This window comes from Photorhabdus sp. P32 (assembly GCF_038085095.1).
In the GTDB taxonomy this organism is placed as follows: Bacteria; Pseudomonadota; Gammaproteobacteria; order Enterobacterales; family Enterobacteriaceae; genus Photorhabdus; species Photorhabdus luminescens.
Genome location: NZ_JAZGJN010000218.1, coordinates 1 through 25,099 on the forward strand (window position 1 = coordinate 1; position 25,099 = coordinate 25,099).

Sequence of the window (25,099 nt, forward strand, 5' to 3'; positions counted from 1 at the left end):
CATGAGAAAACAGGAGAATTAAAATATAATAAATCTCTTATTAATATGTTAAATAAAAAATCGTCAACAAATGCCATTTCTTATTATACGCTAAATTTTAAATATTGATTTTTTCTTTATTAATCATCTCCGCTATTTATTTTCTTTATTGTTTTTTCGAGAAAAATTCTTATATTATTTTTGATAAATTCTGCACATTTTATTCACTATTTTTATAGCAAAATACGTTTATTATAGCTTACAAAACCATGATTTTTTATATCTTTATTTAAAAATCATTTGAATTATCCTCAAGTAAAGTTTGATAAGAACAAAAAATTATATAGTCCCTTCCAGGATTATTCAAAAAACTCATATAATCATCAAAAATAAATATTAACCAATTTTAATTCAAAATATCTTTGATAGTTCAGTTCATGTGAGATTGGAGATAAAAATATAATTATAAAAAAGATAACTCAAGAATTGATGGAATTTGTAAATCGACTTCGTAATTATAGCTATTTCTCAATATTATGGATTGTGTGGTTTTTATTATTAAATCGTGTCTTTATAAGATATCGATTAACAAATATGGTTGTCATTCTTACTAAAACGTTAGGCTAAAATGACGAAATAACATCCTACTTTAAACTAATTAGCCATTTCATATAAACTTTAAATTAAATGCAGTACTGTTTTATAAAAGCCATTTTATTCACACTACCCACATTCTCTAGAATGAAGTATCTACAATTCGACTTTCCACTATACTGACATTATCTATCCTTGGAGGATATCACTATTATTATCAGGTCCCCTTTCAGTCAATTGATTTAGTGACACTAAATCCCTATAACACTAATCGCTGTAAAGCAGTTATTGGAACAACAACTCGATAGAAAATTTTTCTAGAAATTTAAAACAACTCTTAATACATTCTCAGATATTATAACGCCTCAAGCCATTATAATGCGGGCCTGAACTCAAGCGAGTAAAAAAATGATACCAAGCTTAACTATAAACCTGCGGCTGTCTACTTTACTACTACAATTAAACCATCATATTTATTTTAAGAAATCCATATGTTAGATATGAATTTATCATCTTTATTGAATATTCTTTCGCTTAGTATTCCTACTCTGTCACTGTACCTTATATGGTTTAATAGAAAGAACATATATGCCCATTTGGGATTTCCCTTAATACTTATTGCTTATATTGTCCCTTTTATTTTTTTCAATGAATTGTACTCAAAATATGAGGTTTATTCTTTATATACAGAAATTAATGTAATTGGAGCAACTTCTTTTCTAATAGGCGTTATAATTGCAAAAAAAACCCCAGCGATTAGTTTACCACTTGTACCTTTCTATCATATGCAAGGGGACTATTATGATGTAGACAGTAAACTAAAGAATAGAACATTTATTATATTATTATTTGCATGTTTTTTAATGATAATTAGCTATATCAGCATGGGATTTACTCCTATGTTTGCAAGTGATCCTCTCGCAGCAAAATTCTTTCGAGGTGAATATCAAGAAACATATCAACGAGTTGCCATTTTTTTTAGGATAGGAAATTCGATAATTCCTGTTTTCTTGCCATTGGCTATTCTACTTATCATAGATAAATTTGATTATAAGTTGTCGTTTGTTGTTTTACTTGGATTTATATGCATTGCATTAAGTTTGCAACGAGGTTTTATCGGTTTTTCTATATTAACTCCAGTTTTGATTTATGCTGCCTACAAAAGTCGTTTTATATTCTGCATAGTATTTTCTGTATATATTTTTATATATGTATTTGGCGCTGCTTTATGGTGGTTACTGGGATTTGCATATAGTGATGCTGATAGCTTTTTGGAAGGAGCAATGGCTGGTGCCCCAGATGTTCCAGATCAGTTAAACTTTCTATCGAGATTTGTCGTAGATAATATATTTACTTATGGAAAAACCTTTATTGGTGGTTTAATTCCATTTGGCTATGAATGGAATCCATCTGTGTATAGTCTAAAAATATTAAACGGAGTGGATGACATATCTCAGATTACCTCAGGTGGTTTAAGATTACCAGTATATATGTGGGGATATGTAAGTTTTTCTTGGGTAGGAGTCGTAGTGCTCTCTTTTATCTCTGGTTATCTGACTACTCATATGATTTTATTTGTAAAAAAAAGCAGTTCATTAAGTATATCATTCTTTACTCTGAATTATATTTATGCAACAACTATTCTTATTTTCTTTGTTAACTTTTACAACATGTCCATTTATTCTGTTCCAAACCTATTTTTCGTTTTTATTTTTTACTATGTTGTAAATTGGAAACTGAGAATTAAAATAAAATATTAAATTGAGGTATGATGTGAATGTTTTTGTAAACACAAAAATATTAAGTGGAAAAATAACTGGAGTTCAACGTTATTTATCTTCTGTATTGGAACATTGGGGAAAAGATACTTTTACAACTATTCATCCTCCAACTCCGATGACCGGTGTTAAAGGGCATTTATGGGAACAGTTATATCTGCCATACCGTTTATCTGCGTTTCGGCAAAAAAATAATGTATTATGGTCACCATCTAATACCGGTTCTCTATATCTATCATGCCGGCATGTAGTTACAATTCATGATTTGGCATCTATTGAACATCCTGAATGGACAACTCGTTCATTTTCTACTCTATATCGATTTATTACTCCCAGGATAGTTAAAAATTGTGATACGATTATTGCCGTTTCCGAATATACAAAAAATAGATTGCTCGACTTTTATAATATACCAAGTAGCAAAGTACATGTCGTTTATAACGGTGTTGATAAGCAGTTTGTGGCTATTACGGACAAAGCAAAATTATCTTATATATATGAAAAATATGAATTGCCTCAAGAAAGATTTATTCTGACTGTCAGCTCCATAGAACCAAGGAAAAATATTTATCGCTTATTATCAGCATGGAAAAGAGCATCATCTAGTTTAAGTGATGTACATCTTGTTATCGCCGGCGCAAAAAATAATAGAATTTTCAAAGATGTGGGAATATTAAACATCCCTGAACGGGTTCATTTTACAGGTTACGTAGATGATGTAGACCTTGTTAATTTGTATAACTGTGCTGCTGCATTTATTTATGTTCCTCTTTATGAAGGATTTGGTTTACCTCCGTTAGAAGCAATGGCTTGTGGATTACCAGTTATAACGAGCAATGTTACCTCTCTACCAGAAGTGGTTGGTGATGCAGCAATTCTGGTAGACCCCTTCGATATAAATGCTATTACCAATGCTATGATTGAAGTAATGCAAAATATTCAATTTTCTAAAAACCTCTCGCAAATGTCTGTTGCTCGTGCAATGCAATTCTCATGGAATGAAACAGCGAGAAAAACGTACAATTTATTAATTAATGGCTGAAAGTTACATGAAAGTATCATTAATACATGAGTGGCTAGTTAGTTATGCAGGATCTGAACAAGTATCAGCGAATATATTGAGTTTATATCCTGAGGCAACTCTGTTCTCTTTAATCGATTTTTTGACTAATGAACAGAGAATAAACTTTGGAAATAAGACAGCAACCACATCATTCGTACAAAAATTGCCAAAAGCAAAGAAATTTTATCAGAAGTACTTGCCATTAATGCCTTTAGCTGTAGAGCAATTTGATGTTAGTAATGCTGATATAATAATATCAAGCTCTCATGCAGTCGCCAAAGGAGTGTTGACAGGACCCGATCAATTGCATATCAGTTATGTCCATTCCCCAATGCGTTATGCATGGGATCTGCAACACCAATATCTGAGAGAGTCGGGACTGAATAAAGGTCTCAAAGGATGGATAACCAAGTGGTTGTTACATAAGTTGCGATTATGGGATTACCGAACAGCTAATGGTGTTGACCACTTTGTCGCTAACTCTCATTTTATCGCCAGGCGAATTAAAAAAGTTTATGGTCGTGATGCGACGGTCATCTATCCTCCAGTCGCTGTAAAAGATTTTTCCTGTATTGAACAAAAGGAAGATTTTTATTTCACCGCCTCACGCATGGTGCCTTATAAGAAAATGGATCTGATTATTAAAGCCTTCACTCAGATGCCAGACAAAAAACTAGTCGTGATAGGTGATGGCAGCGAATATAAGCGGACTGCTGCCCTAGCTGATGGTCATCCCAATATCACCTTACTGGGTTATCAGCCATTTGATGTGCTCAAGTCACATATGCAGCGTGCTAAAGCATTTGTATTTGCCGCAGAGGAGGACTTTGGTATTACTCCCGTTGAGGCACAAGCCTGTGGCACTCCTGTAATTGCTTTTGGTAAAGGCGGAGCTCTCGAAACAGTTCGACCATTAGGAAATGATAATCCTACAGGATTGTTTTTCGAAGAGCAAAATGTGACATCGCTCTGTTCGGCTGTGAAACGTTTTGAACGTCACACTAGTCTGATCCAACCACAATCTTGCCGTAAAAATGCCGAACGTTTCTCAGAAGCAAGGTTTGCTCAGGAATTTGCCTCCTTTGTCGAGGACAAATGGCAACAGTTTCAAGCAAAAAAACAAATTCATTATTAATCAATCGAGATATTGTTATGAGTTCAGTTGTTCCCGTCATCATGGCCGGGGGTTCAGGCAGTCGGTTATGGCCCCTTTCCCGCGAGTTATACCCAAAACAGTTTCTTAAGCTTGATGGTGAGTTCACCATGTTGCAGACAACAGTACAGCGCCTAAATGAACTATCAACAGAATCCCCTTTAGTGATCTGCAACGAAGATCATCGCTTTCTGGTAGCTGAGCAGTTGCGACATCTGGACAAGCTGGCACACAACATTATCCTCGAACCAGCCGGGCGCAATACGGCACCAGCGATCGCATTGGCAGCGCTTACCGCTCTTCAAACCGTAAACAAAGGTGAAGATCCCCTGTTATTGGTGCTGGCGGCAGATCATGTGATTCGGGATGAAAAGGCTTTTATTGATGTGGTGAGGCAGGCGATCCCTCATGCAGAGGCAGGTAAACTTGTCACCTTCGGTATCGTACCTACCCATGCAGAAACCGGATATGGTTACATTCACCGTGGAGCCAGTCAGGAGGATGCCTTTGCCGTGGCGCAGTTTGTCGAAAAACCGGAGGCAATGACCGCAGAACAGTATTTACAGAGTGGGGAATATTACTGGAATAGCGGCATGTTTCTGTTCCGTGCCAGCCGTTTTCTAGATGAACTCAAAACATTCCGGCCCGATATTCATTCAGCCTGTGCGACGGCTGTAGGGACTGTCAATCCTGATCTCGATTTTGTACGAGTAGATAAGTCGGCATTTCTCGACTGTCCAAGTGAATCGATTGATTATGCAGTTATGGAAAAGACGGCTGATGCTGTTGTCGTCCCTCTGTCTGCCGGCTGGTCTGATGTCGGCTCCTGGTCTTCTTTATGGGACATATCGGAAAAAGATGATGATGGTAATGTGTTCAGAGGGGATGTATTGCAACACAATAGCAGCAGCAATTACGTTTACTCTGAAAATAGCTTGGTTAGTCTTGTCGGAGTAAAAAATTTGGTTGTAGTTCAAACCAAGGATGCCGTTCTGGTTACGGATCAATCTCAAGTACAAGATGTAAAGAAGATTGTCGAGAATCTGAAAAACTCCGGACGTTCAGAGCATCGTTTACATCGGGAAGTCTATCGTCCCTGGGGAAAATACGATGCTATTGATAAAGGGCAACGTTATCAGGTCAAACGCATTACTGTAAGACCAGGTGAAAGCCTGTCTACCCAGATGCATCATCATCGTGCAGAGCACTGGATTGTGGTCGCAGGGACTGCCCGAGTAAATCAAGGAGATAGGTCTTATTTGGTTACCGAAAATGAATCTACCTATATACCTGTGGGCGTTGTCCATACTCTCGAAAATCCGGGGAAAGTTCCGCTGGAAGTGATAGAGATCCAATCTGGTTCTTATCTAGGGGATGACGATGTTGTCCGCCTCAGTGATCGTTATGGCAGAGTGGAAATAAAAGAAAATGAATAACAAAAAACTGAGTAGCCAGGAGGTCATTGCCGCCAGTGGTGTCGCCTTTGGTACCAGTGGAGCCCGTGGACTAGTTGTTGATTTTACCCCAGATGTATGCTCCGCTTTTACCCACGCCTTCGTATCAATAATGCAGAAGCAATATAAGGTAACCCAAGTTGCATTAGCTATCGACAACCGTCCTAGCAGTCCTGATATGGTCATAGCTTGTGCAACAGCCCTTCGCCAAGTTGGCATTAAACCTGTCTATTATGGCGTGATACCAACGCCTGCGCTTGCCTATAAAGCAATGCAAGATGGCATGCCATGCATCATGGTTACCGGCAGTCACATTCCCTTTGACCGTAATGGACTCAAGTTTTATCGCCCCGATGGGGAAATAACTAAAGCAGACGAAGAAGCTATCCTCTCGGCAGCGGTTATTTTTGAACCTCTTACTGAAATGACATCACTGACTGTCTTATCAGATGCCTCAGAAGCATATATAAATCGTTACCGTTCTCTGTTTTCCGCAGATTTGCTGGCAGGAAAGCGCATTGGCATCTATGAACACTCCAGTGCTGGACGCGATCTTTATGCCCCTCTCTTCAGATCATTGGGTGCAGAAGTTATTTCCCTTGAGCGTACTGATCAATTTGTTCCCATCGATACAGAGGCTGTCACTGAGGAAGATCGGCTTAAAGCTAAAAGCTGGTCAGATGAACTTGCTTTGGATGCCATCTTCTCGACCGATGGCGATGGAGATCGCCCGTTGTTGGCGGATGAGCACGGAGAGTGGCTAAGAGGTGACATATTGGGACTGCTGTGTGCCGATGCATTAAACATTGAGGCTCTAGCAGTACCCGTAAGCTGCAACAGTGCAGTACAGAGTTGTGGCCGTTTCTCCAGTATTGTCTTGACCAAAATCGGCTCTCCCTATGTTATTGCGGAGTTTACGCCTCTTTCACACCAGTTTAAACGTATTGCCGGTTTTGAGGCTAATGGCGGCTTCTTGCTCGGCAGTGATATTGATGTGGAAAACAAAGTATTGGCAGCTCTTCCTACTCGCGATGCACTTTTACCCGCGCTTATCACATTGAGTGCAAGCAAAGATAAAGGGATTGCTTCATTAGTGGATGCTCTGCCCTCTCGTTATACGCATTCTGACAGGCTTAAAGAATTTCCCGCAACATTGAGCCGCACTATTTTGGATAAAGGGATTCAGGCACCGGAACAACTACTAACTTTATTGGGGCTTGATAATCACCAAGTTATTCATCTTGATCTTACTGATGGTTTAAGAATGGCCCTTGATAATAATATCATTGTGCACTTGCGCCCATCCGGTAATGCACCAGAACTACGCTGCTATGCTGAAGCCGAAAATGTAAATAGAGCAAAAGAGATTGTCAAAACCTGTCTAGACTCACTTGCAACCCAAAAATGATTTCAACTTACGGCAGAGTGCTTACTTGGCCCTTTGCCGAATACTCTTTCGAATTTAGGTAAATATTATATGGATTCAAAAGAAATGATCCGATACTCCAAGGACGAACATCTCGAATATGGAAACTATTCAGCATCTGTTAACCGTTTTTCTCTGATGACAAGTGACCTTCTAACTATGGCTGGCGCTTTTGCGCTTTCATGGTGGTTTGAGAGTATTCGTACCGATGTTTCATTCTCCCTTGTTTTTAAAAACGGATCGGATGTGGCTAGGGCATGGAGTTTTCTGGCAATTACCTTCGCTACTCTTCTTTGGTCCTGGGGACATTTGCGGCATTACACTTATCACAAGCCATTCTGGAATGAACTAAGAGAAACTCTATTGATGATCATCGGACTGGCTGTGGCGGATTTAGCAATAGTGGCTATCTCTAAGTGGAATTTTTCTCGCTACCAGTGGGCAATGTTCTGGTTGATTGTCATGTTTGCTCTGCCATTTTGCCGATGGCTGACTAAACTGTTATTAATTAAGCTTAGATACTGGAGTATGCCGACTATCATCATCGGCAGTGGAAATAACGCTCGTGAAGCTTATCTGGCTATATGCAGCGAACCTTTACTTGGCTTTGGAGTTATAGGCTTTGTTGCTCCAGACAATAATTGTGCTGTCAGCCCGGTGGAAACTCTTCCGCTCTTTCATCTCACTCCTGAGCAGTTGCTTAAAAAGTACCGTCAACATAAGATCTTCATCGCTCTTGAATATGAACAGAACGAACTACAAGACGAGTTACTGCGTTATCTCTCTGCCCATGGTGTTCGTAATATCTCAGTGATCCCAACCTTACGTGGAGTGCCACTCTATGGCACAGATATGTCTCACTCTTTTAGCCATGAACTTTTAATGCTAAGGGTTAAGAACAACTTGGCTAGACGGTCATCGAGTATTCTTAAGCGTGGTTTCGATATTGTCGTTTCTTCCCTTTTGTTGGTACTCCTTTCCCCTCTGTTTCTTTTTATCGGCTGGAAAGTTTCCCGTGATGGTGCTTCCCCCTTCTATGGTCATGAGCGTATAGGGCAAGGAGGTCGCCGATTTAAATGTTTGAAGTTTCGCTCTATGATTATCAATTCTAAAGAAGTACTGGAAAATCTGCTCAAGACAGATCAGAACGCTATGGAAGAATGGAAGAAGGATTTCAAGCTCAAAAATGATCCGAGAATCACTCCTATCGGCCACTTCCTGCGTAAGACCAGTCTTGATGAGCTTCCACAGTTGATCAATGTACTAAGAGGGGAAATGAGTCTCGTTGGCCCAAGACCCATTGTTCAAGAAGAACTTGAACGTTACGGAGATGACAAGTCATATTACCTCATGGCGAAACCTGGTATGACAGGATTATGGCAGGTGAGTGGACGTAACGATGTTGACTATACGACTCGCGTATATCTTGATAGCTGGTATGTAAAAAATTGGGCACTCTGGAATGATATTGCGATTTTATTTAAAACAATCAATGTGGTGCTTAAACGAGATGGTGCCTATTAGTCGTGGAATAAAACTGTGTGCCATAGTATCTCTATAAGTTAGTATTACTGAGAAAGCAGGTTTTAAGCCTGCTTTTTTATCTGTTCTTCTGGCAATAAGCAGTCTATTTTCAGTTTCTTAATAAAAATATTTGAAAAGCAAATTTTTAAGTTCTCATACAACTTAACCACACACTGATAAGAAATTACCAGGTAATTCAAATGATTACATTAATCACCGGCGGAGCCGGCTACATCGGCTCACATACAGTATTAGCACTTCTGGAAAGAGGGGTTGATGTTGTTGTTATCGATAATCTCTGCAATTCATCACCCGAATCTCTTCGTAGAGTTGAGAAACTTACTGGCAAATCAGTGAAGTTCTACCAAGGTGATATTCTTGACCTAAATTTATTAAATAAGATTTTTCAAGAAAACAAAATAGACACTGTAATTCATTTTGCCGGATTAAAAGCAGTTGGCGAATCCACCAGAAAGCCTCTTGAATATTATCAAAACAATGTTATTGGCACCTTAGTTCTGTTACAGGCTATGCGTGCCAATGGCGTACATCAACTGATTTTCAGCTCGTCCGCAACGGTTTATGGTGATCCTGAATTTGTACCACTCACGGAAAATGCTAAAGTTGGTGGTACAACTAATCCTTATGGCACTTCTAAGATGATGGTTGAGCAAATTCTAAAAGACTTTGCCGCTGCCGAACCAAGTTTCAAAATCACCAGTCTAAGATATTTCAATCCTGTCGGTGCTCATCCATCAGGTATGATTGGCGAAGACCCTAACGGTATTCCCAATAATCTGTTGCCTTATATCACTCAGGTTGCTATTGGTCGTCTGGAATGTTTATCCGTCTATGGCAACGATTACCCAACTAAAGACGGTACCGGTGTTCGCGATTATATTCATGTGATGGATTTGGCTGAAGGCCATATTGCCGCCATTGACTATCTGAATAAACAGCAATCCTATGAAGTTTTTAATTTAGGAACAGGTGCTGGTTACTCTGTACTTGAACTACTTCATGCTTTTGAAAAGGCATCAGGTAAAGATATTCCATATAAAATTACAGATAGACGTCCTGGGGATATTGCTGAGTGTTGGTCTGATCCGTCCAGAGCTCGCAATATCCTTGGCTGGCAAGCAACACGTAATATTGACGATATGATGCGTGACAGTTGGAATTGGCAGAAGAATAATCCTCATGGTTTTCACTCAGGGGAAAAACGCTAAAAGCCTTCCACAATTGACTTAACAACTACTCGGTTACTCGCGATCTTAGCCAGAACAGCAAATAACTATAAGCTGGCAGATATTCTGCCGTTAATAATTGTGACGTTATTTTGCTGGCGCCAAAGACTGGCAAGAAATTGAAAATTTTGGTGTCGAACGTTGAGGATAGTTAAAACAATATAGTGAATTTAAACAGGGTATTACAACTTATGACACCAAAAGCCGTTTCAACTCCGAACAGTTTCAAAATCGTTTCATTGAATGGATGAATATTTGCCGTGAACTAACGAAGAACTTTGGGGGCGCCACAGACGGAAAAACCGTCAGGCTCTCCCAATTCAAGCAGAGTTGCCATCTCGGATAAAACATATTGCAGTGAATGTACTGAATAACACGAAAATGTTTAAGGAGAAACCGACACAAAAACAACGATGAGTACAACCTATCTATCTAAAATTCTTGCTAAACAAACCCTCCCGTAATCTTTTGCTGGAATACCGTCATTAAAAAATAATCTATCACTAGATCGTAATAATTCACTATAAAAGTATTATCAAAATAATTAACCCATTGGTCATTTTATGAAAACAGAAAACTCAAGAGAGCTACTCAATGATGTCATAGAGTGGGATATATGTAATTGGAGTCATGCCTTACAATATTGGCAGGACCATTCTAACCTAGAATTAAAATCAGCTAATATTCTAGAACTAGGAAGCCGAAATGGTGGATTATCACTGTGGGCAGCATTAAATGGAGGTAATGTTTTATGTACTGATCTAAATGGCCCGACTCCAAAAGCACAGGAGAAACATAAGCGTTATAATATAGAAAATAGAATTCGATATGGTAAATTAAGCGCGTTAGATATTAAATATAGAAACCATTTTGATATCGTTATGTTTAAATCAGTATTAGGTGGCATTGGTTATAATTCAAATAAATCAGCACAAAAAAAGGCGATTAATCAGATTTTCCATTCATTAAAAGAGGGTGGTGAATTTTGGTTTGCAGAAAATTTGGTTGCATCGCCATTGCATAAATTTCTCAGAAAAAATTATGTTAATTGGGGGAATGCTTGGGGCTATGTTACTGTCGATGAAATGACCGAGTATCTGTCAGCATTTTCAAATGTTAATTATACAACATTAGGTTTCCTTGCTACATTTGGCAGGAATGAATCTCAAAGAAAATTTTTAGGGAGCTTAGATAATAAAGTTCTAAATAAAGTCGTTCCTAAACATTGGCACTATATTATAATCGGTGTGGCAAAAAAATAATCCAGAGAATTTCTAAAAAATTTAGTATGTTGGATTATATCCAGTGATGTTTTTTTCACTTTTAAGTTTACTGACAATACAATCGAGTACTCCAATAAGGAAAGATTTTCTAACAAATATACCCTATGGATTTCAAGACGCATCGCGACGGCAAAGGAACGAATCCCCGGGAGCATAGAGAACTATGTAACCGGGGTGAGTGAGTGCAGCCAACAAAGAGGAAACTTGAAAGATAATGGGTATATGAAGATCCCCCTGCATCCCCTCCTGATTTCTGCTAACCTGTTCCCCTTGTTTCTGGGGGGCATTATGCTAAACATCGTCTTATTTGAACCTGAAATCCCACCTAATACCGGTAATATTATTCGTCTTTGTGCTAACACCGGATTTCAATTGCATCTGATTCAGCCTCTGGGTTTTACCTGGGATGATAAAAGGCTACGTCGAGCCGGGCTGGATTATCATGAGTTTGCCAATATTAAACAACATTATGATTATTCTGCTTTTTTAGAGAATGAAGGATTAGCAGGAGAGTCTTCTGCTCGTTTGTTTGCTCTCACAACAAAAGGAACATCGGCACATAGCGCCGTAAGTTATCAAGCAGGGGATTATTTAATGTTTGGGCCGGAAACCAGAGGGTTACCGCCTTATGTATTGGATAATATGCCATCACAACAAAAAATTCGTATCCCAATGCTAGCAAATAGTCGCAGTATGAATCTTTCCAATTCAGTTGCCGTTGCTGTTTTTGAAGCCTGGCGGCAACTAGATTATCAGGGCGCTATCATCAGGAAATAGTGCGTCAATATAAATATGCCTAATACCACTACACATTCCTGCAATGGTTCAATGTGTTATTGACCATATCACGGCAGTTTTTTCCTTTTCGCGTGGGTCACAGAAATGCAGTATAGGAACTGCTCTGTATCAGACCCACGGTGAGAACCAAACAACTATTTTCGTCATGTTTTCGGATAAAGCATGGTACGGCTACGATGGTTATCAGTTCAGTGCTCCAATATCGCGTCCGATAAAAGATGGGCAGATTGCCGATGTAAGTGACAGAATTTACCCATAATGTATCGTTAGACATCAAGGGCATAGTTTTTATCTAGGTTTTCTGAACAAGTTTTTGCGTTAAATCATAATTCATCACAGGAAGTAGATGCTATGATTAGTATAAATTAACCCTATTGGGGAATTTTTTCCCCTTATAAGTTGATTCATATAACTTAATAGAGGTTGATTCCTTCAAATGATCTCTATTTAGTAAGACTATTTAGATCATAATAATTTAATAAGGTTAGTATTAAGACAACTCATTTTCATTGATATATTGGTTACGCTATGAAAGCAAAAAATTCAAAAGAATTTCTCCATGATGTCATAGAATGGGACATATATAATTGGAGCCATTCATTAAAATATTGGCAAGATCATTCTGGATTAGAATTAAAGTCAGCTAATATTCTAGAGCTAGGTAGTAGAAATGGTGGGTTATCATTATGGGCAGCATTGAATGGAGCAAATGTCCTATGTACCGATTTAGATGGCCCTACGTCAAAAGCACTGGAGAAGCATCAGCGCTATAATATAGAAAAGAGCATTCAATATGATAAATTAAACGCATCAGATATTAAATATAAGAACCATTTTGATATTGTTATGTTTAAATCAGTATTAGGTGCTGTCGGTTATAATTTCAATAAAACAGCACAAAAAGAGGCTATTAATCAGATATTTCATTCATTAAAAGCAGAAGGTGAACTTTGGTTTGCAGAAAATCTGGTTGCATCACCATTGCATAAATTCCTCAGGAAAAATTACGTTAATTGGGGAAATACTTGGGGCTATGTTACCGCCAAGGAAATGACAGATTATCTATCAGCATTTTCAAATGTTAATTATACAACATTAGGATTCCTTGCTACGCTTGGTAGGAATGAATTTCAAAGAAGATTTTTAGGGGTATTAGATAATAAAGTTCTAAATAAAGTCGTTCCTAAACATTGGCACTATATTATAATAGGTGTAGCAAAAAAATAATTTATAGAGGATTTAATAAGTTAAGCGTGCAAAATCATATTTCCACATTCAGCATGTGAAAATATGATAGCTATTATTGATATCCAGATTTCGATAAATCAAATTCCATCACCGTACTCAAAGCCATGATTGATACCATTAAAATGTTGGTTCATATCCAATGATGGCTTTTCGCTTTCAGGTTTACCGACAATACGGGCAGGCACCCCGGCGGCCGTTGTATGTGGCGGAACAGAGCGAAGTACAACTGAACCTGCGCCAATTTTGGCCCCACGACCAATTTCGATATTACCCAGTATTTTCGAACCTGCGCCAATCATCACCCCTTCCCTGACTTTCGGATGACGATCACCCCCTGCTTTACCAGTACCGCCAAGGGTGACGGATTGCAGGATAGAAACATCATTTTCCACTACCGCCGTTTCACCAATCACAATGCCTGTAGCATGGTCAAGCATAATGCCGCAACCAATCTTTGCTGCCGGATGAATATCAACGCCAAAAGACATCGAGATTTGGTTTTGCAGATAAATAGCCAATGCCTTACGCCCTTCTCCCCAAATCCAATGGGCAATACGATAGGCTTGTAGAGCATGAAATCCTTTAAGGTACAGCAGAGGAGTTGAGTATTTATCTACGGCGGGATCACGTAAACGTACCGCTATGATGTCGCGAGCAGCAGAGACAATCATCTTTTGATCCGAGCCATAAGCCTCTTCTACAATCTCTCTAACAGCAATAGCCGGCATAATCGGCGTAGCCAGCTTATTAGCCAGCATATAACTTAGAGCACTACCAAGATTTTCATGTTTGAGTAACGTTGCATGAAAAAAACTGGCCAACATCGGTTCACATTCAGCCAGTGCTCTCGCCTCTGTTTTTATGTTCTTCCAAACTTCGTCCAATTCCTCTAGCGACATATTTTTTACTCTCACACTTAGAACCTATCTCATTAGATTTTTATTTAAGAGCGCACATCATCGCTCTCATCCTTTCTGGCTCTTCCTAATAATGCCTGAGCAGCTTCTACCACATTTTTATTGCAATACAGTATCTGATAGATTTGTTCTGCGATCGGCATTTCTACATTGGCGCGATCAGCCAACGCACGTACTTCTTTGGTATTGCGATAACCTTCAACAACCTGCCCAATCTGATTCTGGGCGTCTTCAACACTAATTCCCTGCCCCAGCATCATGCCAAAACGACGATTGCGTGACTGGTTATCAGTACAAGTTAAGACCAAATCGCCCAATCCCGCCATGCCCATAAAGGTTGAAGGATCAGCACCAAGCGCTGTGCCAAGGCGACTCATTTCCGCCAATCCACGAGTAATCAAGGCAGTACGAGCATTAGCGCCAAAACCCATACCATCAGATATCCCCGCACCAATGGCAATCACGTTTTTTACGGCGCCACCGAGTTGAACGCCAATAAAGTCAGGATTTTTATAAACCCGGAAGCTTTTGCCACAGTGGAATAATTGCTGAAGTTCATCGCCAAAAGCAGATTCCGTCGCAGAAATAGCAATCGCAGTAGGCAAACCAGCCGCTAACTCTTTAGCAAATGTTGGCCCTGAAAGCACCGCTAACGGTATTGCATTGCCTAATATCTCACGGGCCACATCCTGCAATAACCGACCGGTATCCGCTTCTAAGCCTTTAGTTGCCCAGACGATACGTGAATCAGGCCGTAGATGTGGCTTTACTTGCTTTAACACTTCACCAAACACATGGCTAGGTACCACAACAAGAATATCGCGGCTCGCTGTTAGTGCTTTTATGAGGTCTGTTTCAAGCAATAAGCTATCAGGAAAGGAAACATCCGGCAGATATTCCTGATTACAACGCGCCTGTTGCAATGCCCTAATATGTTCTGGATTATGTCCCCAAAGTACAACATTATGACCATTACGAGCCAGCGTAATGGCTAATGAGGTGCCGTATGAACCGGCACCGATAACTGTCATAGAAACAGTACTATTCATTAAGCTTCCTGTTCAGTTTGTTCACCACCCTGAGACTGTTCCGCCTGCTGTTGCAGGTAGTTCATGAACAGGGCGTCAAAGTTTACTGGAGCCAGATTCAGCTGTGGGAAGGTTCCACGACTAACCAAGTTAGTGATGCATTCACGAGCATATGGGAACAGGATATTCGGACAGTATGCCCCCAAGCAGTGAGCTAGCTGAGTCCCTTCGATACCGTCAATAGAGAAAATACCCCCTTGCTGTACTTCACACAGGAATGCCGTCTCTTCTCCCAAAGCTGCCGTTACAGTAACACGCAGAACAACTTCATAAACCCCTTGAGCCAATTCGCTGGAAGCTGTATCCAGATCCAGTTTTACTTCCGGCTGCCATTCCTGCTGAAACACCTGCGGTGCGTTTGGTGCTTCAAAAGAGATATCTTTGGTGTAGATACGTTGGATCTGGAAAGCCATTTCTGTATTGCTTTGTTCTGACATAATAATTGTTACCTTTAGATGTCCTTATTAAACTTTTTATGTGAATGTCGCCATTCACGCCCAAAATGATTACTTTTTACCACGCGCCAATGGCAAGTTTTCGCCTGTCCAACCAACCAAACCTTCTTTCAAGGAACATACGCGTTCAAAACCAGCACGAATAAGATTCTCTGCCGGAGTACGAGATTCAGTGCCATTCGCAGAAACAACAATTACAGGCTGCTTTTTGTGTTTTTCCAACTCAGCAAAATTGTTGTCTTTAATTTCAGAGGGAGTCAGGTTTACTGAACCAATAATATGCCCTTTGCGGAAATCTTCACGGGAACGTAAATCCACGACGATGGCTTCTTCTTTATTGATCAGATTAATAGCTTGAGCACGAGTTATCTCTCTGGTTTTAGAGAAGAAACCTCTCGTTGTAGTTACAATAACGGCAACCAGCAGCGCAATCCAGATGAGGCTTAAGGTCATATGCTGGTTAATAAATTGCATGATTTCTTGCAGCATGGGGGCAACAACTCCCGTTGGTTAATAACAAATATCTAAGGTTCCAGAGTATACCTTTGTGATGCGTCAATTACAGCCAAATAGCACAAGCTCAATGCAAATTTTGCGGAGAGTTTCGAGAAAAAATAAAAATATCCTGAAAATGAAGCATGTTAAGTACATTACTCGCATCTGTCCTGTCACACTGAATGCATGCAGGAATTTCAACGATAAATAGGCTAATATGTTTATATTTATACCCTATGGATTTCAAGATGCATCGCGACGGCAAGGGAGCGAATCTCCGGGAGCATAGCTAACTATGTGACCGGGGTGAGTGAGTGCAGCCAACAAAGAGGCAACTTGAAAGATAACGGGTATATTCGATTTCGATGTTAAGACAGCATTATCTGAAAGTGTAAAAAATCAGCGTAGCATCTGGTAACTCTTTGTTCATCATGAAATAATCTAGTGCATATGTAGCAAGGTATATTTACAGAAATGGCTGACAACAAGGAAATACATAGCCGTAATTATCGGCGCAATCGGAACTCATGGCGGAATAATATCTGTGCCCCATTGTTCTATGCTTTCCTATTTGTTATTTTCAGCTTTAATACCTTTGCAAACCAAATTATCGCCAATAAAAATCAACTGAAAGATCTCCAACAAAACATCGCGGAGAAAGAGAAAAGTGTGCAACAACAGCAGCAAAAACGGAGTTCTTTGCTAAATCAGCTAAAAGATCAGGAAAATACCATTTCCAAAATTGGTCAATTTCTACACAACACTCAAACTCAACTCAGTAAGCTGAATAAAGAGATTACCGCTCTAGTCTCCAACATCAAAAAATTAGAAAAACAACAGAAAGCGCAACAAGATATGCTGGCACGCCAATTGGATGCTGCATTTCGTCAAGGGCAACATCAAGGGCTTGAACTCATGTTCAGAGGAGAAGAGGGCAAGAGAGGTGAGCGCATACTTGCTTACTATAGCTACCTTAATCAAGCCCGTCAGGACACCATTGTTAAACTTGAACAAACAGCCGTTGATTTAACCGAACAGAAAAAACTTGAGCAACAGAAACAGGAAGAGCAAAAACAAGTTCTGACTGAGCAGCAGCAACAGAAACAGCAAATGGAAGTCGCCCGCAATGCCCGGCAAAAAACCCTAACTGAGCTGGAGTCTTCCTTAAAGAAAGACCAGAAAAATCTCGCTGAACTAAAACAAAATGAAACTCGTCTGCGAGATAAAATTGCTAAAGCAGAACGGGAAGCGAAAGCACGGGCTGAACGAGAAGCCAGAGAAGCTGCCCGTGTCCGTGCTCAAATTGCAGCGAAACAGAAGCAAGCACAGCAAAAAGGCTCTAGCTATAAACCCACTGAAGATGAGCGGGCATTGATGGCGCGTACCGGTGGCCTTGGCCGTCCGGCTAGTCAGGCAATCTGGCCTGTCCACGGTAAGGTGATACATGAGTTTGGTGAAGCGCTGCAAGGCGAATTGCGCTGGAAAGGCATGGTAATTTCGGCCACAGAAGGCACTGAAGTCAAAGCGATATCCGATGGCCGGGTACTGTTAGCTGACTGGTTGCAAGGCTATGGGCTGGTTGTCGTTATAGAGCACGGTAAAGGTGATATGAGTCTCTATGGCTATAATCAGAGCGCCCTAGTCAGGGTCGGCCAGCAAGTTCGGGCCGGACAAGCTATTGCATTGGTCGGTAATAGTGGCGGTCAGCAACAATCCGCACTCTATTTTGAAATTCGCCGTCAAGGAAGAGCGGTAAACCCACAACCGTGGCTTGGGAGATAATCAGGTGAGACAACGCAAGTTCGCAAAACTCATTGGTACTACCACCCTGTTACTTTTGAGCCTACAAGCCAGTGCTGCCCGTTTAGCTATTGTTATCGACGACTTTGGCTACCGTCCCCATAATGAAAACAAAATATTGCAGATGCCTGTTGCGGTTTCTATCGCCATTCTGCCGGATTCACCGCATGGCAGGGAGATGGCCGAAAAAGCATATAAACAAGGTCGGGAGATCTTAATCCACCTGCCAATGGCACCTTTAAGTAAGCAATTGTTAGAACCGGATACTCTCCAGCCAACTATGAGCAGTGAAGAAATTGACCGCATCATCCAGCGTGCCATACAAAAAGTTCCTTATGCTGTAGGAATCAATAACCATATGGGCAGCGCTATGACTTCAAGCTTGCCGGGAATGCAGAAAGTAATGCGCTCATTGTCTCGTTATAACCTCTATTTTCTCGACAGCGTGACAATTGGCAATACTCAGGTAACAAAGGCAGCGCAAGGCACGTCTGTTCGCGTTATCCGCCGTAATGTTTTCCTGGATGATGTGCAATCAGAAGCAGAAACTCGCCGTCAGTTAAATCGTGCAATTTCTATTGCCCGTAAGAATGGTTCCGCCATTGCTATCGGCCATCCTCATTCAACAACCATTCAGGTATTACAACAAATGCTGCCAACGCTTCCCGCTGATATTGAGTTAGTCAGCCCAAGTAGGTTGTTAAGTAACAAACCTGTTGGTGATAATCGCCATAAATGGGGCAAGCTGTGTGAAATAAAAGAGGCCCCCATGACAGTTACTAGCCAAGATTATCTGGCAGTTATTGGCGATACTCTGGTTGATAATCCTATTGTGAATACAGTGAGTCGATACATCCAGAAACTGGCCGGAGATAAGTCTCAGGATAAAACAGAATAGAAAATCATTTTAAGAAATAACCAATTATCTTGTTATTTCTATTCACTTCTCCGTCTCCATTGGAGAATTGGGATCGCATTTCGCTATTAGTTCCGCCAATGTATAGTGTCGATATACAGGCTTAAGCAACAAATTACCGCCTTTCACCTCAATATCCCGTTCATGACCAACTTTAGCGACGATCTGTTTCAAATAAACAGCAGGAATAACAATTACGCTATTGTTACTCCATTTCTTGATTGTCATAGAATTACCTTAAAAAAACAGACGCCCCAGAAAACTGAAAACGCCTGTCAATCTTACTTAGTAGTAACTTTACTGATTAATCCCAGTTCAAAATAACTTTACCAGACTGCCCTGAACGCATGATGTCAAAACCTTTCTGGAAATCATCAATAGAGAACCGGTGAGTGATAATGGGGGTCAGATCCAAACCAGACTGAATCAATGTAGCCATTTTGTACCAGGTTTCAAACATTTCACGGCCATAAATACCTTTAATAAACAAGCCTTTGAAAATCACCTGATTCCAATCAATTGCCATATCTGATGGAGGAATGCCCAACAATGCGACACGACCGCCGTGATTCATGGTATTCAATAAGGTACGAAACGCCGCCGGGGCGCCGGACATTTCCAAACCAACATCAAAACCCTCCGTCATACCCAATTCCGCCATGACATCGGTCAGATTTTCCTGACTGACGTTCACCGCACGGGTAACCCCCATTTTACGCGCCAGTTCAAGGCGATATTCGTTAACATCTGTGATAACAACATGACGCGCACCCACATGCTTACAGACTGCCGCAGCCATAATACCAATTGGGCCTGCGCCAGAAACCAGCACATCTTCGCCAACTAAATCAAACGAAAGCGCGGTATGAACAGCATTGCCAAATGGGTCAAAAATAGAAGCCAGCTCATCAGAGATGTTATCTGGGATTTTAAACGCATTAAATGCGGGAATAACCAAGTATTGAGCAAAACAACCAGGGCGGTTTACCCCTACGCCAATGGTATTACGACATAAGTGAGTACGGCCGCCACGACAGTTACGGCAGTAACCACAAGTAATATGCCCTTCGCCAGACACCCGATCACCAATTTTAAAACCCTTTACTTCCTGACCAATAGCAACAACTTCGCCAACATACTCATGACCAACAACCATCGGTACAGGAATGGTTTTTTGCGACCAGTCATCCCAGTTATAGATGTGCACATCCGTACCACAAATCGCTGTTTTACGGATTTTGATCATCACATCATTGTGCCCCAACTCTGGCTCGGGCACATCAGTCATCCAGATGCCTTCTTCTGCTTTTAACTTCGACAATGCTTTCATAGAGATGCCTTATGCAATTACGTTCAATTGCTTACCAATTCGCGTGAACGCCGCAACTGCACGTTCAATTTGCTCTTCCGTATGCGCCGCTGACATTTGCGTGCGGATACGGGCCTGATCTTTAGGGACTACCGGATAGAAGAAACCAGTCACATAAATGCCTTCTTTCAGTAACTCTGCGGCAAATTCCTGCGCCAATTTTGCATCACCTAACATGACAGGAATGATTGCATGGTCAGCCCCTGCTAAAGTGAAGCCTGCCGCTGTCATTTTTTCACGGAACAGGTTAGCGTTCTTCCACAGGCGATCACGCAATGCATCTCCCTCTTTCAGCATATCCAGTACCTTGATGGATGCCGCAACAATCGCCGGCGCCAGTGAGTTAGAGAACAGATATGGACGTGAACGCTGACGCAACCACTCAACAACTTCTTTACGCGCCGCAGTATAGCCGCCAGAAGCCCCACCCAACGCTTTACCTAATGTGCCGGTAATGATGTCAATACGATCCATTACGTCACAATATTCATGCGTACCACGACCATGAGCGCCAACAAAACCAACAGCATGGGAGTCATCCACCATGACCATCGCATCAAATTCATCCGCCAGGTCACAGATAGATTTTAAATCAGCAATAACGCCATCCATTGAGAACACACCATCGGTTGCAATCACAATATGGCGTGCATTATCTGCTTTAGCTTTCTCCAATTGCGCTCTCAGTTCTTGCATATCATTATTAGCATAACGATAACGCTTCGCCTTGCATAAACGGACGCCATCAATAATAGAAGCGTGGTTCAGCGCATCAGAGATAATGACATCTTCCGGCCCAAACAGCGTTTCAAATAGACCACCATTAGCATCAAAACAAGAAGAATAAAGAATGGCATCTTCCATGCCCAAAAATTCCGCCAGTTTTCTCTCCAGCTCTTTATGAGTATCCTGAGTCCCGCAAATAAAGCGAACAGACGCCATACCAAAACCGTGGCTATCCATTCCCGCTTTAGCAGCCGCAATAAGATCAGGGTGATTAGCCAAACCTAAGTAGTTATTTGCGCAGAAGTTAATAACATGGCTGCCATCGGCTACAGCTATGTCAGCATTTTGTGCAGAAGTGATGATACGTTCATTTTTGAATAACCCTTCAGAATGGGCTTGTTCTAATTGTTCATTAATTTGCTGATAAAATGATGCTGACATTTATTTTCTCCTGATTTATAAATGAAGGGTCATTACGCATTTTACTCATTGATCAGGCAACTGACGACTCTATCAGGCAGATAATATTAACTTTGCCGTATCCGTCACGCCATGCAACCTGAATGACCATAATATTTCAGTATATTCCCCTGCTTAAGCTGCTGTCGTCATGGATGTTAGATGTTATTATAGAAGCAATTTGCTTCATTAACCCGATTGTAGAGGTGAGTCGGATGATTATTGTCACTGGCGGTGCTGGATTTATTGGCAGCAATATTGTCAAAGCACTAAATGACGAAGGATATAAAGATATTCTGGTCGTAGATAATCTGAAAGATGGTACTAAGTTCACCAATCTGGCTGACTTAGATATTGCTGATTACATGGACAAGGAAGAGTTTATCGCCAGTGTTTTGGCCGGTGATGATTTCGGTGATATTGACGCTATTTTCCATGAAGGCGCTTGTTCATCCACAACCGAGTGGGATGGCAAATATATGATGGATAATAACTATCAATATTCTAAAGAATTGCTGCACTATTGCCTTGAACGCGGCACTCCTTTCCTGTACGCCTCCTCAGCAGCAACCTATGGCGGTCGCACTGATAATTTTATCGAAGAACGTCAATATGAGAAACCACTTAACGTTTATGGTTACTCTAAGTTTCTGTTCGACCAATATGTTCGGGAGATCCTGCCTCAAGCTGATTCACAAATTTGTGGTTTCCGTTATTTCAATGTGTATGGGCCACGTGAAGGGCACAAAGGTAGTATGGCGAGTGTTGCCTTTCATTTGAACAATCAAATCAATCAGGGACAAAACCCAAAACTATTCGCTGGCAGTGAAAGCTTTCAACGTGATTTTATTTATGTTGGCGATGCCGCAGCAGTTAATCTTTGGTTCTGGAAAAACGCCGTTTCCGGTATTTATAATTGCGGAACGGGTCGTGCTGAATCTTTCCAGGCGGTTGCAGATGCGGTGGTTGAATTCCATCAAGATAAATCGCTAACTATTGAGCATATTGATTTCCCTGAACATTTGAAAGGCCGTTATCAGCGCTTCACGCAAGCAGATCTGACTAAACTTCGGGCTGCGGGTTATGATAAACCATTCAAAACCGTTGCCGAAGGGGTAACGGAATATATGCATTGGCTTAATCAGGAGAAGTAATCTACTCGCTATGAAAATATTGGTGATCGGCCCTTCGTGGGTGGGTGACATGATGATGTCGCAGAGCCTTTACCGAACATTAAAGGCTTTGCATCCTAATGCAGAAATTGATGTGATGGCCCCAGCCTGGTGCCGCCCACTGCTGGACAAAATGCCGGAGGTCAATCAAGCATTAGCTATGCCATTAGGGCATGGCGCACTGGCATTAGGCGAACGCCGTCGTTTGGGGGTTGCTCTGCGTGAACGTAAATATAATCGCGCTTATGTGCTGCCAAATTCTTTCAAATCTGCCTTGGTGCCTTTCTTCGCCAATATTCCTCTGCGCACCGGCTGGCGCGGTGAAATGAGATATGGATTGCTCAATGATATTCGTACACTGAATAAAGAAGCCTTCCCATTAATGGTTCAACGCTACGCCGCATTGGCTTACGATGCAAAACCCAATAGTGCGGCAGACCTGCCTCAACCATTGCTTTGGCCTCAACTCGATGTCAGTGATGAAGATATTGCTGAATCCACCGCGGCATTCAATATTTCTGATCATCGACCCATCATCGGTTTCTGCCCCGGCGCAGAATTTGGCCCGGCAAAACGTTGGCCGCATTATCACTATGCCGCGTTAGCTCAACAGCTTATTACTGAAAAAGGATATCAAATTCTACTATTCGGCTCTGCCAAAGATCACGAAGGTGGAGAGGATATCCGCAAGTCACTGACAGGAGAAGCTAGTGAATACTGCATCAATCTTGCCGGACAAACCTCTCTTGAACAGGCAGTCAATATTATTGCGGCCTGTGATGCTGTTGTTACTAACGATTCTGGTTTGATGCACGTTGCCGCAGCACTTAATCTCCCTCTAGTTGCACTTTACGGCCCAAGTAGCCCAGATTTTACCCCTCCATTATCCGATAAAGCGGAAGTTATCCGTCTTATTACTGGCTATCACAAAGTCAGAAAAGGTGACAGCGCACATGGCTATCATCAGAGTCTGATTGATATTCAGCCAGAGCAGGTGAGCGCTTCCCTGGAAAAATTATTACAAGCGGAGAACCAGAGTTAATGCGGGTTTTACTGGTTAAAACGTCTTCTATGGGCGATGTTCTTCACTCACTCCCTGCGCTGACTGATGCAGAAAAAAACTTACCTGACATCCGTTTTGATTGGGTAGTTGAGGAAGGTTTTGCCCAAATTCCTGGCTGGCACAGCGTTGTTGATCAAATTATTCCTGTTGCTATTCGCCGCTGGCGCAAAAACTGGTTTAGTCCAGAAATTCGTACAGAACGCCGTTTATTCAGAGAAAAATTAAAATTACATCAATATGATGCCATCATCGATGCTCAAGGGTTATTAAAAAGCGCATTTTTGGTCACTCGATTAGCTTACGGTCCTAAACATGGTTACGACCGCAAAAGTATCCGTGAGCCATTAGCAAGTTTTTTTTATGATTACTGCCACGCAGTCAGCAAGCAACAGCACGCCGTAGAGCGTATCCGGGAACTGTTTGCTGTCAGCTTGGGTTATATCAAACCGGCAGCACAGGGCGATTATGGGATTGCCCGTCATTTTCTGCATCAGCATTCAGAAAATCAGAGCAATTATCTGGTTTTTCTCCATGCCACAACTCGCGATGAAAAACATTGGCCGGAAAGCCATTGGCGACAACTCATTGCTGAAATTCAGCCGATGGGGGTACGAGTTAAACTTCCCTGGGGCGCAGAACATGAATATCAACGTGCGCTGAGACTAGCGAAAAACTTCCCTCATGTGGAAGTATTACCAAAGATGACTTTGGCACAAGTAGCCCAAGAGCTAGCCGGTGCAAAAGCGGTTATTTCTGTTGATACTGGCCTGAGTCACCTCACTGCCGCATTGGATCGCCCTAATATCACGTTGTTTGGCCCGACAGATCCAGGACTCATTGGCGGCTATGGTAAGGAACAAATATCTTTAAAAGCGGAGGATGGTAATATCAAAAGTATTACGCCATCGAAAGTATTAACTTATCTACAGAAAAATATTATCTGATTACCTAATCTAAGGCGTTTCTGGTGGACGCCTGATCTTTCAATCATTAACTGAAAAAAGATAATTTGCTATAAATCATCTCCTATATTTATCTATCCCCTTATTCAAACATTAAAATAAGCGACTTATAAATATAAATATAAATATA

At 41.1% G+C, this 25,099-nt stretch carries 22 protein-coding genes; 15 read left to right on the top strand and 7 right to left on the bottom strand.

What is annotated here, in order from left to right; genetic code table 11:
• The first annotated feature begins 1,064 nt into the window (after window positions 1-1,064).
• From V2H77_RS04995 to V2H77_RS05040, 10 genes are all read left to right on the top strand, one after another.
• Window positions 1,065-2,333 carry an O-antigen polymerase gene (locus tag V2H77_RS04995; protein WP_341497930.1) on the top strand — a complete coding sequence of 423 codons (1,269 nt, stop codon included), beginning with the start codon at window positions 1,065-1,067 and terminating at the stop codon, window positions 2,331-2,333.
• A gap of 13 nt (window positions 2,334-2,346) precedes the next feature.
• Window positions 2,347-3,393, top strand: a complete 1,047-nt coding sequence (locus V2H77_RS05000) for a glycosyltransferase family 4 protein (RefSeq protein WP_341497931.1) — start codon at window positions 2,347-2,349, stop codon at window positions 3,391-3,393.
• Between the two features lie 7 nt (window positions 3,394-3,400).
• Window positions 3,401-4,549 carry a glycosyltransferase family 4 protein gene (locus tag V2H77_RS05005; RefSeq protein WP_445935461.1) on the top strand — a complete coding sequence of 383 codons (1,149 nt, stop codon included), beginning with the start codon at window positions 3,401-3,403 and terminating at the stop codon, window positions 4,547-4,549.
• Window positions 4,550-4,566: 17 nt separating this feature from the next.
• Window positions 4,567-6,003 (top strand): mannose-1-phosphate guanylyltransferase/mannose-6-phosphate isomerase, encoded by a 1,437-nt coding sequence (locus V2H77_RS05010; protein WP_445935462.1) that lies wholly within the window; start codon window positions 4,567-4,569, stop codon window positions 6,001-6,003.
• The gene (locus tag V2H77_RS05015) at window positions 5,996-7,429 is read left to right on the top strand and encodes a phosphomannomutase (protein ID WP_341497933.1); all 1,434 of its coding nucleotides are present in this window, start codon (window positions 5,996-5,998) and stop codon (window positions 7,427-7,429) included. Before V2H77_RS05010 ends, V2H77_RS05015 begins: the two co-directional genes overlap by 8 nt.
• A 69-nt stretch (window positions 7,430-7,498) precedes the next feature.
• Window positions 7,499-8,971, top strand: a complete 1,473-nt coding sequence (gene wbaP / locus V2H77_RS05020) for an undecaprenyl-phosphate galactose phosphotransferase WbaP (protein WP_341497934.1) — start codon at window positions 7,499-7,501, stop codon at window positions 8,969-8,971.
• A 200-nt stretch (window positions 8,972-9,171) separates the two neighbouring features.
• On the top strand, window positions 9,172-10,200 hold the full coding sequence (gene galE, locus V2H77_RS05025; RefSeq protein WP_341497935.1) for a UDP-glucose 4-epimerase GalE: 1,029 nt from the start codon (window positions 9,172-9,174) through the stop codon (window positions 10,198-10,200).
• Window positions 10,201-10,781: 581 nt separating this feature from the next.
• Window positions 10,782-11,480 carry a class I SAM-dependent methyltransferase gene (locus V2H77_RS05030; RefSeq protein ID WP_341497936.1) on the top strand — a complete coding sequence of 233 codons (699 nt, stop codon included), beginning with the start codon at window positions 10,782-10,784 and terminating at the stop codon, window positions 11,478-11,480.
• A 309-nt stretch (window positions 11,481-11,789) separates the two neighbouring features.
• Window positions 11,790-12,278 (top strand): tRNA (uridine(34)/cytosine(34)/5-carboxymethylaminomethyluridine(34)-2'-O)-methyltransferase TrmL, encoded by a 489-nt coding sequence (gene trmL, locus V2H77_RS05035; protein ID WP_341497937.1) that lies wholly within the window; start codon window positions 11,790-11,792, stop codon window positions 12,276-12,278.
• Between the two features lie 549 nt (window positions 12,279-12,827).
• A complete protein-coding gene (locus V2H77_RS05040) occupies window positions 12,828-13,526 on the top strand; it encodes a class I SAM-dependent methyltransferase (RefSeq protein WP_265379067.1) in 699 nt (232 codons plus the stop codon).
• Between the two features lie 98 nt (window positions 13,527-13,624).
• Here the strand turns inward: V2H77_RS05040 and cysE are convergent, their stop codons facing one another.
• The 4 genes from cysE to V2H77_RS05060 all read right to left on the bottom strand — a co-directional run bounded on the left by cysE (window position 13,625) and on the right by V2H77_RS05060 (window position 16,496).
• Complete coding sequence (gene cysE / locus V2H77_RS05045; protein ID WP_341497945.1) at window positions 13,625-14,446, bottom strand: serine O-acetyltransferase; 822 nt, start codon at window positions 14,444-14,446, stop codon at window positions 13,625-13,627.
• 44 nt (window positions 14,447-14,490) lie between these two features.
• Window positions 14,491-15,513, bottom strand: coding sequence for an NAD(P)H-dependent glycerol-3-phosphate dehydrogenase (gpsA, locus tag V2H77_RS05050; RefSeq protein ID WP_265379068.1), 1,023 nt, complete (start codon window positions 15,511-15,513; stop codon window positions 14,491-14,493).
• Window positions 15,513-15,989: a protein-export chaperone SecB gene (gene secB, locus V2H77_RS05055; protein ID WP_118986057.1), complete on the bottom strand. Its 477-nt coding sequence runs from the start codon at window positions 15,987-15,989 to the stop codon at window positions 15,513-15,515. Before secB ends, gpsA begins: the two co-directional genes overlap by 1 nt.
• A gap of 69 nt (window positions 15,990-16,058) precedes the next feature.
• Window positions 16,059-16,496 carry a rhodanese-like domain-containing protein gene (locus tag V2H77_RS05060; RefSeq protein WP_049584941.1) on the bottom strand — a complete coding sequence of 146 codons (438 nt, stop codon included), beginning with the start codon at window positions 16,494-16,496 and terminating at the stop codon, window positions 16,059-16,061.
• Window positions 16,497-16,976: 480 nt separating this feature from the next.
• Between V2H77_RS05060 and envC the strand changes: the two genes are divergently transcribed.
• Together envC and V2H77_RS05070 are read left to right on the top strand one after the other, a co-directional pair.
• The gene (gene envC, locus V2H77_RS05065) at window positions 16,977-18,284 is read left to right on the top strand and encodes a murein hydrolase activator EnvC (RefSeq protein ID WP_341497938.1); all 1,308 of its coding nucleotides are present in this window, start codon (window positions 16,977-16,979) and stop codon (window positions 18,282-18,284) included.
• A gap of 4 nt (window positions 18,285-18,288) precedes the next feature.
• Window positions 18,289-19,200 carry a divergent polysaccharide deacetylase family protein gene (locus tag V2H77_RS05070; protein ID WP_341497939.1) on the top strand — a complete coding sequence of 304 codons (912 nt, stop codon included), beginning with the start codon at window positions 18,289-18,291 and terminating at the stop codon, window positions 19,198-19,200.
• 42 nt (window positions 19,201-19,242) lie between these two features.
• Here V2H77_RS05070 and V2H77_RS05075 read toward each other — a convergent pair whose 3' ends face one another.
• The 3 genes from V2H77_RS05075 to kbl all read right to left on the bottom strand — a co-directional run bounded on the left by V2H77_RS05075 (window position 19,243) and on the right by kbl (window position 21,754).
• Window positions 19,243-19,446: an antitoxin ChpS gene (locus V2H77_RS05075; RefSeq protein WP_265379070.1), complete on the bottom strand. Its 204-nt coding sequence runs from the start codon at window positions 19,444-19,446 to the stop codon at window positions 19,243-19,245.
• 76 nt (window positions 19,447-19,522) lie between these two features.
• On the bottom strand, window positions 19,523-20,548 hold the full coding sequence (tdh, locus tag V2H77_RS05080; protein WP_036811235.1) for an L-threonine 3-dehydrogenase: 1,026 nt from the start codon (window positions 20,546-20,548) through the stop codon (window positions 19,523-19,525).
• 9 nt (window positions 20,549-20,557) lie between these two features.
• Entirely contained in the window at window positions 20,558-21,754 is a 1,197-nt protein-coding gene (gene kbl, locus V2H77_RS05085; RefSeq protein ID WP_341497940.1) for a glycine C-acetyltransferase, read from the bottom strand.
• 233 nt (window positions 21,755-21,987) lie between these two features.
• On the opposite strand from kbl, the gene rfaD reads away from it, so the two are divergent.
• From rfaD to rfaC, 3 genes are read left to right on the top strand one after another with little or no spacing between them, the layout of a single operon-like run.
• Entirely contained in the window at window positions 21,988-22,926 is a 939-nt protein-coding gene (gene rfaD, locus V2H77_RS05090) for an ADP-glyceromanno-heptose 6-epimerase (protein ID WP_341497941.1), read from the top strand.
• Between the two features lie 10 nt (window positions 22,927-22,936).
• Window positions 22,937-23,986 (top strand): ADP-heptose--LPS heptosyltransferase RfaF, encoded by a 1,050-nt coding sequence (gene rfaF / locus V2H77_RS05095; RefSeq protein ID WP_341497942.1) that lies wholly within the window; start codon window positions 22,937-22,939, stop codon window positions 23,984-23,986.
• Window positions 23,986-24,951: a lipopolysaccharide heptosyltransferase RfaC gene (rfaC, locus tag V2H77_RS05100; RefSeq protein ID WP_341497943.1), complete on the top strand. Its 966-nt coding sequence runs from the start codon at window positions 23,986-23,988 to the stop codon at window positions 24,949-24,951. The genes rfaF and rfaC overlap by 1 nt, the downstream gene beginning before the upstream one ends.
• Window positions 24,952-25,099: the final 148 nt, after the last annotated feature.

Excerpts from the sequence above, each read along its gene's own strand:
- V2H77_RS05030 (WP_341497936.1), top strand. The coding sequence starts at position 10,782 with ATGAAAACAGAAAACTCAAGAGAGCTACTCAATGATGTCATAGAGTGG.
- tdh (WP_036811235.1), bottom strand. The coding sequence starts at position 20,548 with ATGAAAGCATTGTCGAAGTTAAAAGCAGAAGAAGGCATCTGGATGACT.
- trmL (WP_341497937.1), top strand. The coding sequence starts at position 11,790 with ATGCTAAACATCGTCTTATTTGAACCTGAAATCCCACCTAATACCGGT.
- secB (WP_118986057.1), bottom strand. The coding sequence starts at position 15,989 with ATGTCAGAACAAAGCAATACAGAAATGGCTTTCCAGATCCAACGTATC.
- V2H77_RS05075 (WP_265379070.1), bottom strand. The coding sequence starts at position 19,446 with ATGACAATCAAGAAATGGAGTAACAATAGCGTAATTGTTATTCCTGCT.
- V2H77_RS05040 (WP_265379067.1), top strand. The coding sequence starts at position 12,828 with ATGAAAGCAAAAAATTCAAAAGAATTTCTCCATGATGTCATAGAATGG.
- V2H77_RS04995 (WP_341497930.1), top strand. The coding sequence starts at position 1,065 with ATGTTAGATATGAATTTATCATCTTTATTGAATATTCTTTCGCTTAGT.
- galE (WP_341497935.1), top strand. The coding sequence starts at position 9,172 with ATGATTACATTAATCACCGGCGGAGCCGGCTACATCGGCTCACATACA.
- wbaP (WP_341497934.1), top strand. The coding sequence starts at position 7,499 with ATGGATTCAAAAGAAATGATCCGATACTCCAAGGACGAACATCTCGAA.
- rfaD (WP_341497941.1), top strand. The coding sequence starts at position 21,988 with ATGATTATTGTCACTGGCGGTGCTGGATTTATTGGCAGCAATATTGTC.
- envC (WP_341497938.1), top strand. The coding sequence starts at position 16,977 with ATGGCTGACAACAAGGAAATACATAGCCGTAATTATCGGCGCAATCGG.
- V2H77_RS05010 (WP_445935462.1), top strand. The coding sequence starts at position 4,567 with ATGAGTTCAGTTGTTCCCGTCATCATGGCCGGGGGTTCAGGCAGTCGG.
- kbl (WP_341497940.1), bottom strand. The coding sequence starts at position 21,754 with ATGTCAGCATCATTTTATCAGCAAATTAATGAACAATTAGAACAAGCC.
- V2H77_RS05005 (WP_445935461.1), top strand. The coding sequence starts at position 3,401 with ATGAAAGTATCATTAATACATGAGTGGCTAGTTAGTTATGCAGGATCT.
- V2H77_RS05015 (WP_341497933.1), top strand. The coding sequence starts at position 5,996 with ATGAATAACAAAAAACTGAGTAGCCAGGAGGTCATTGCCGCCAGTGGT.
- rfaC (WP_341497943.1), top strand. The coding sequence starts at position 23,986 with ATGCGGGTTTTACTGGTTAAAACGTCTTCTATGGGCGATGTTCTTCAC.
- gpsA (WP_265379068.1), bottom strand. The coding sequence starts at position 15,513 with ATGAATAGTACTGTTTCTATGACAGTTATCGGTGCCGGTTCATACGGC.
- rfaF (WP_341497942.1), top strand. The coding sequence starts at position 22,937 with ATGAAAATATTGGTGATCGGCCCTTCGTGGGTGGGTGACATGATGATG.
- cysE (WP_341497945.1), bottom strand. The coding sequence starts at position 14,446 with ATGTCGCTAGAGGAATTGGACGAAGTTTGGAAGAACATAAAAACAGAG.
- V2H77_RS05060 (WP_049584941.1), bottom strand. The coding sequence starts at position 16,496 with ATGCTGCAAGAAATCATGCAATTTATTAACCAGCATATGACCTTAAGC.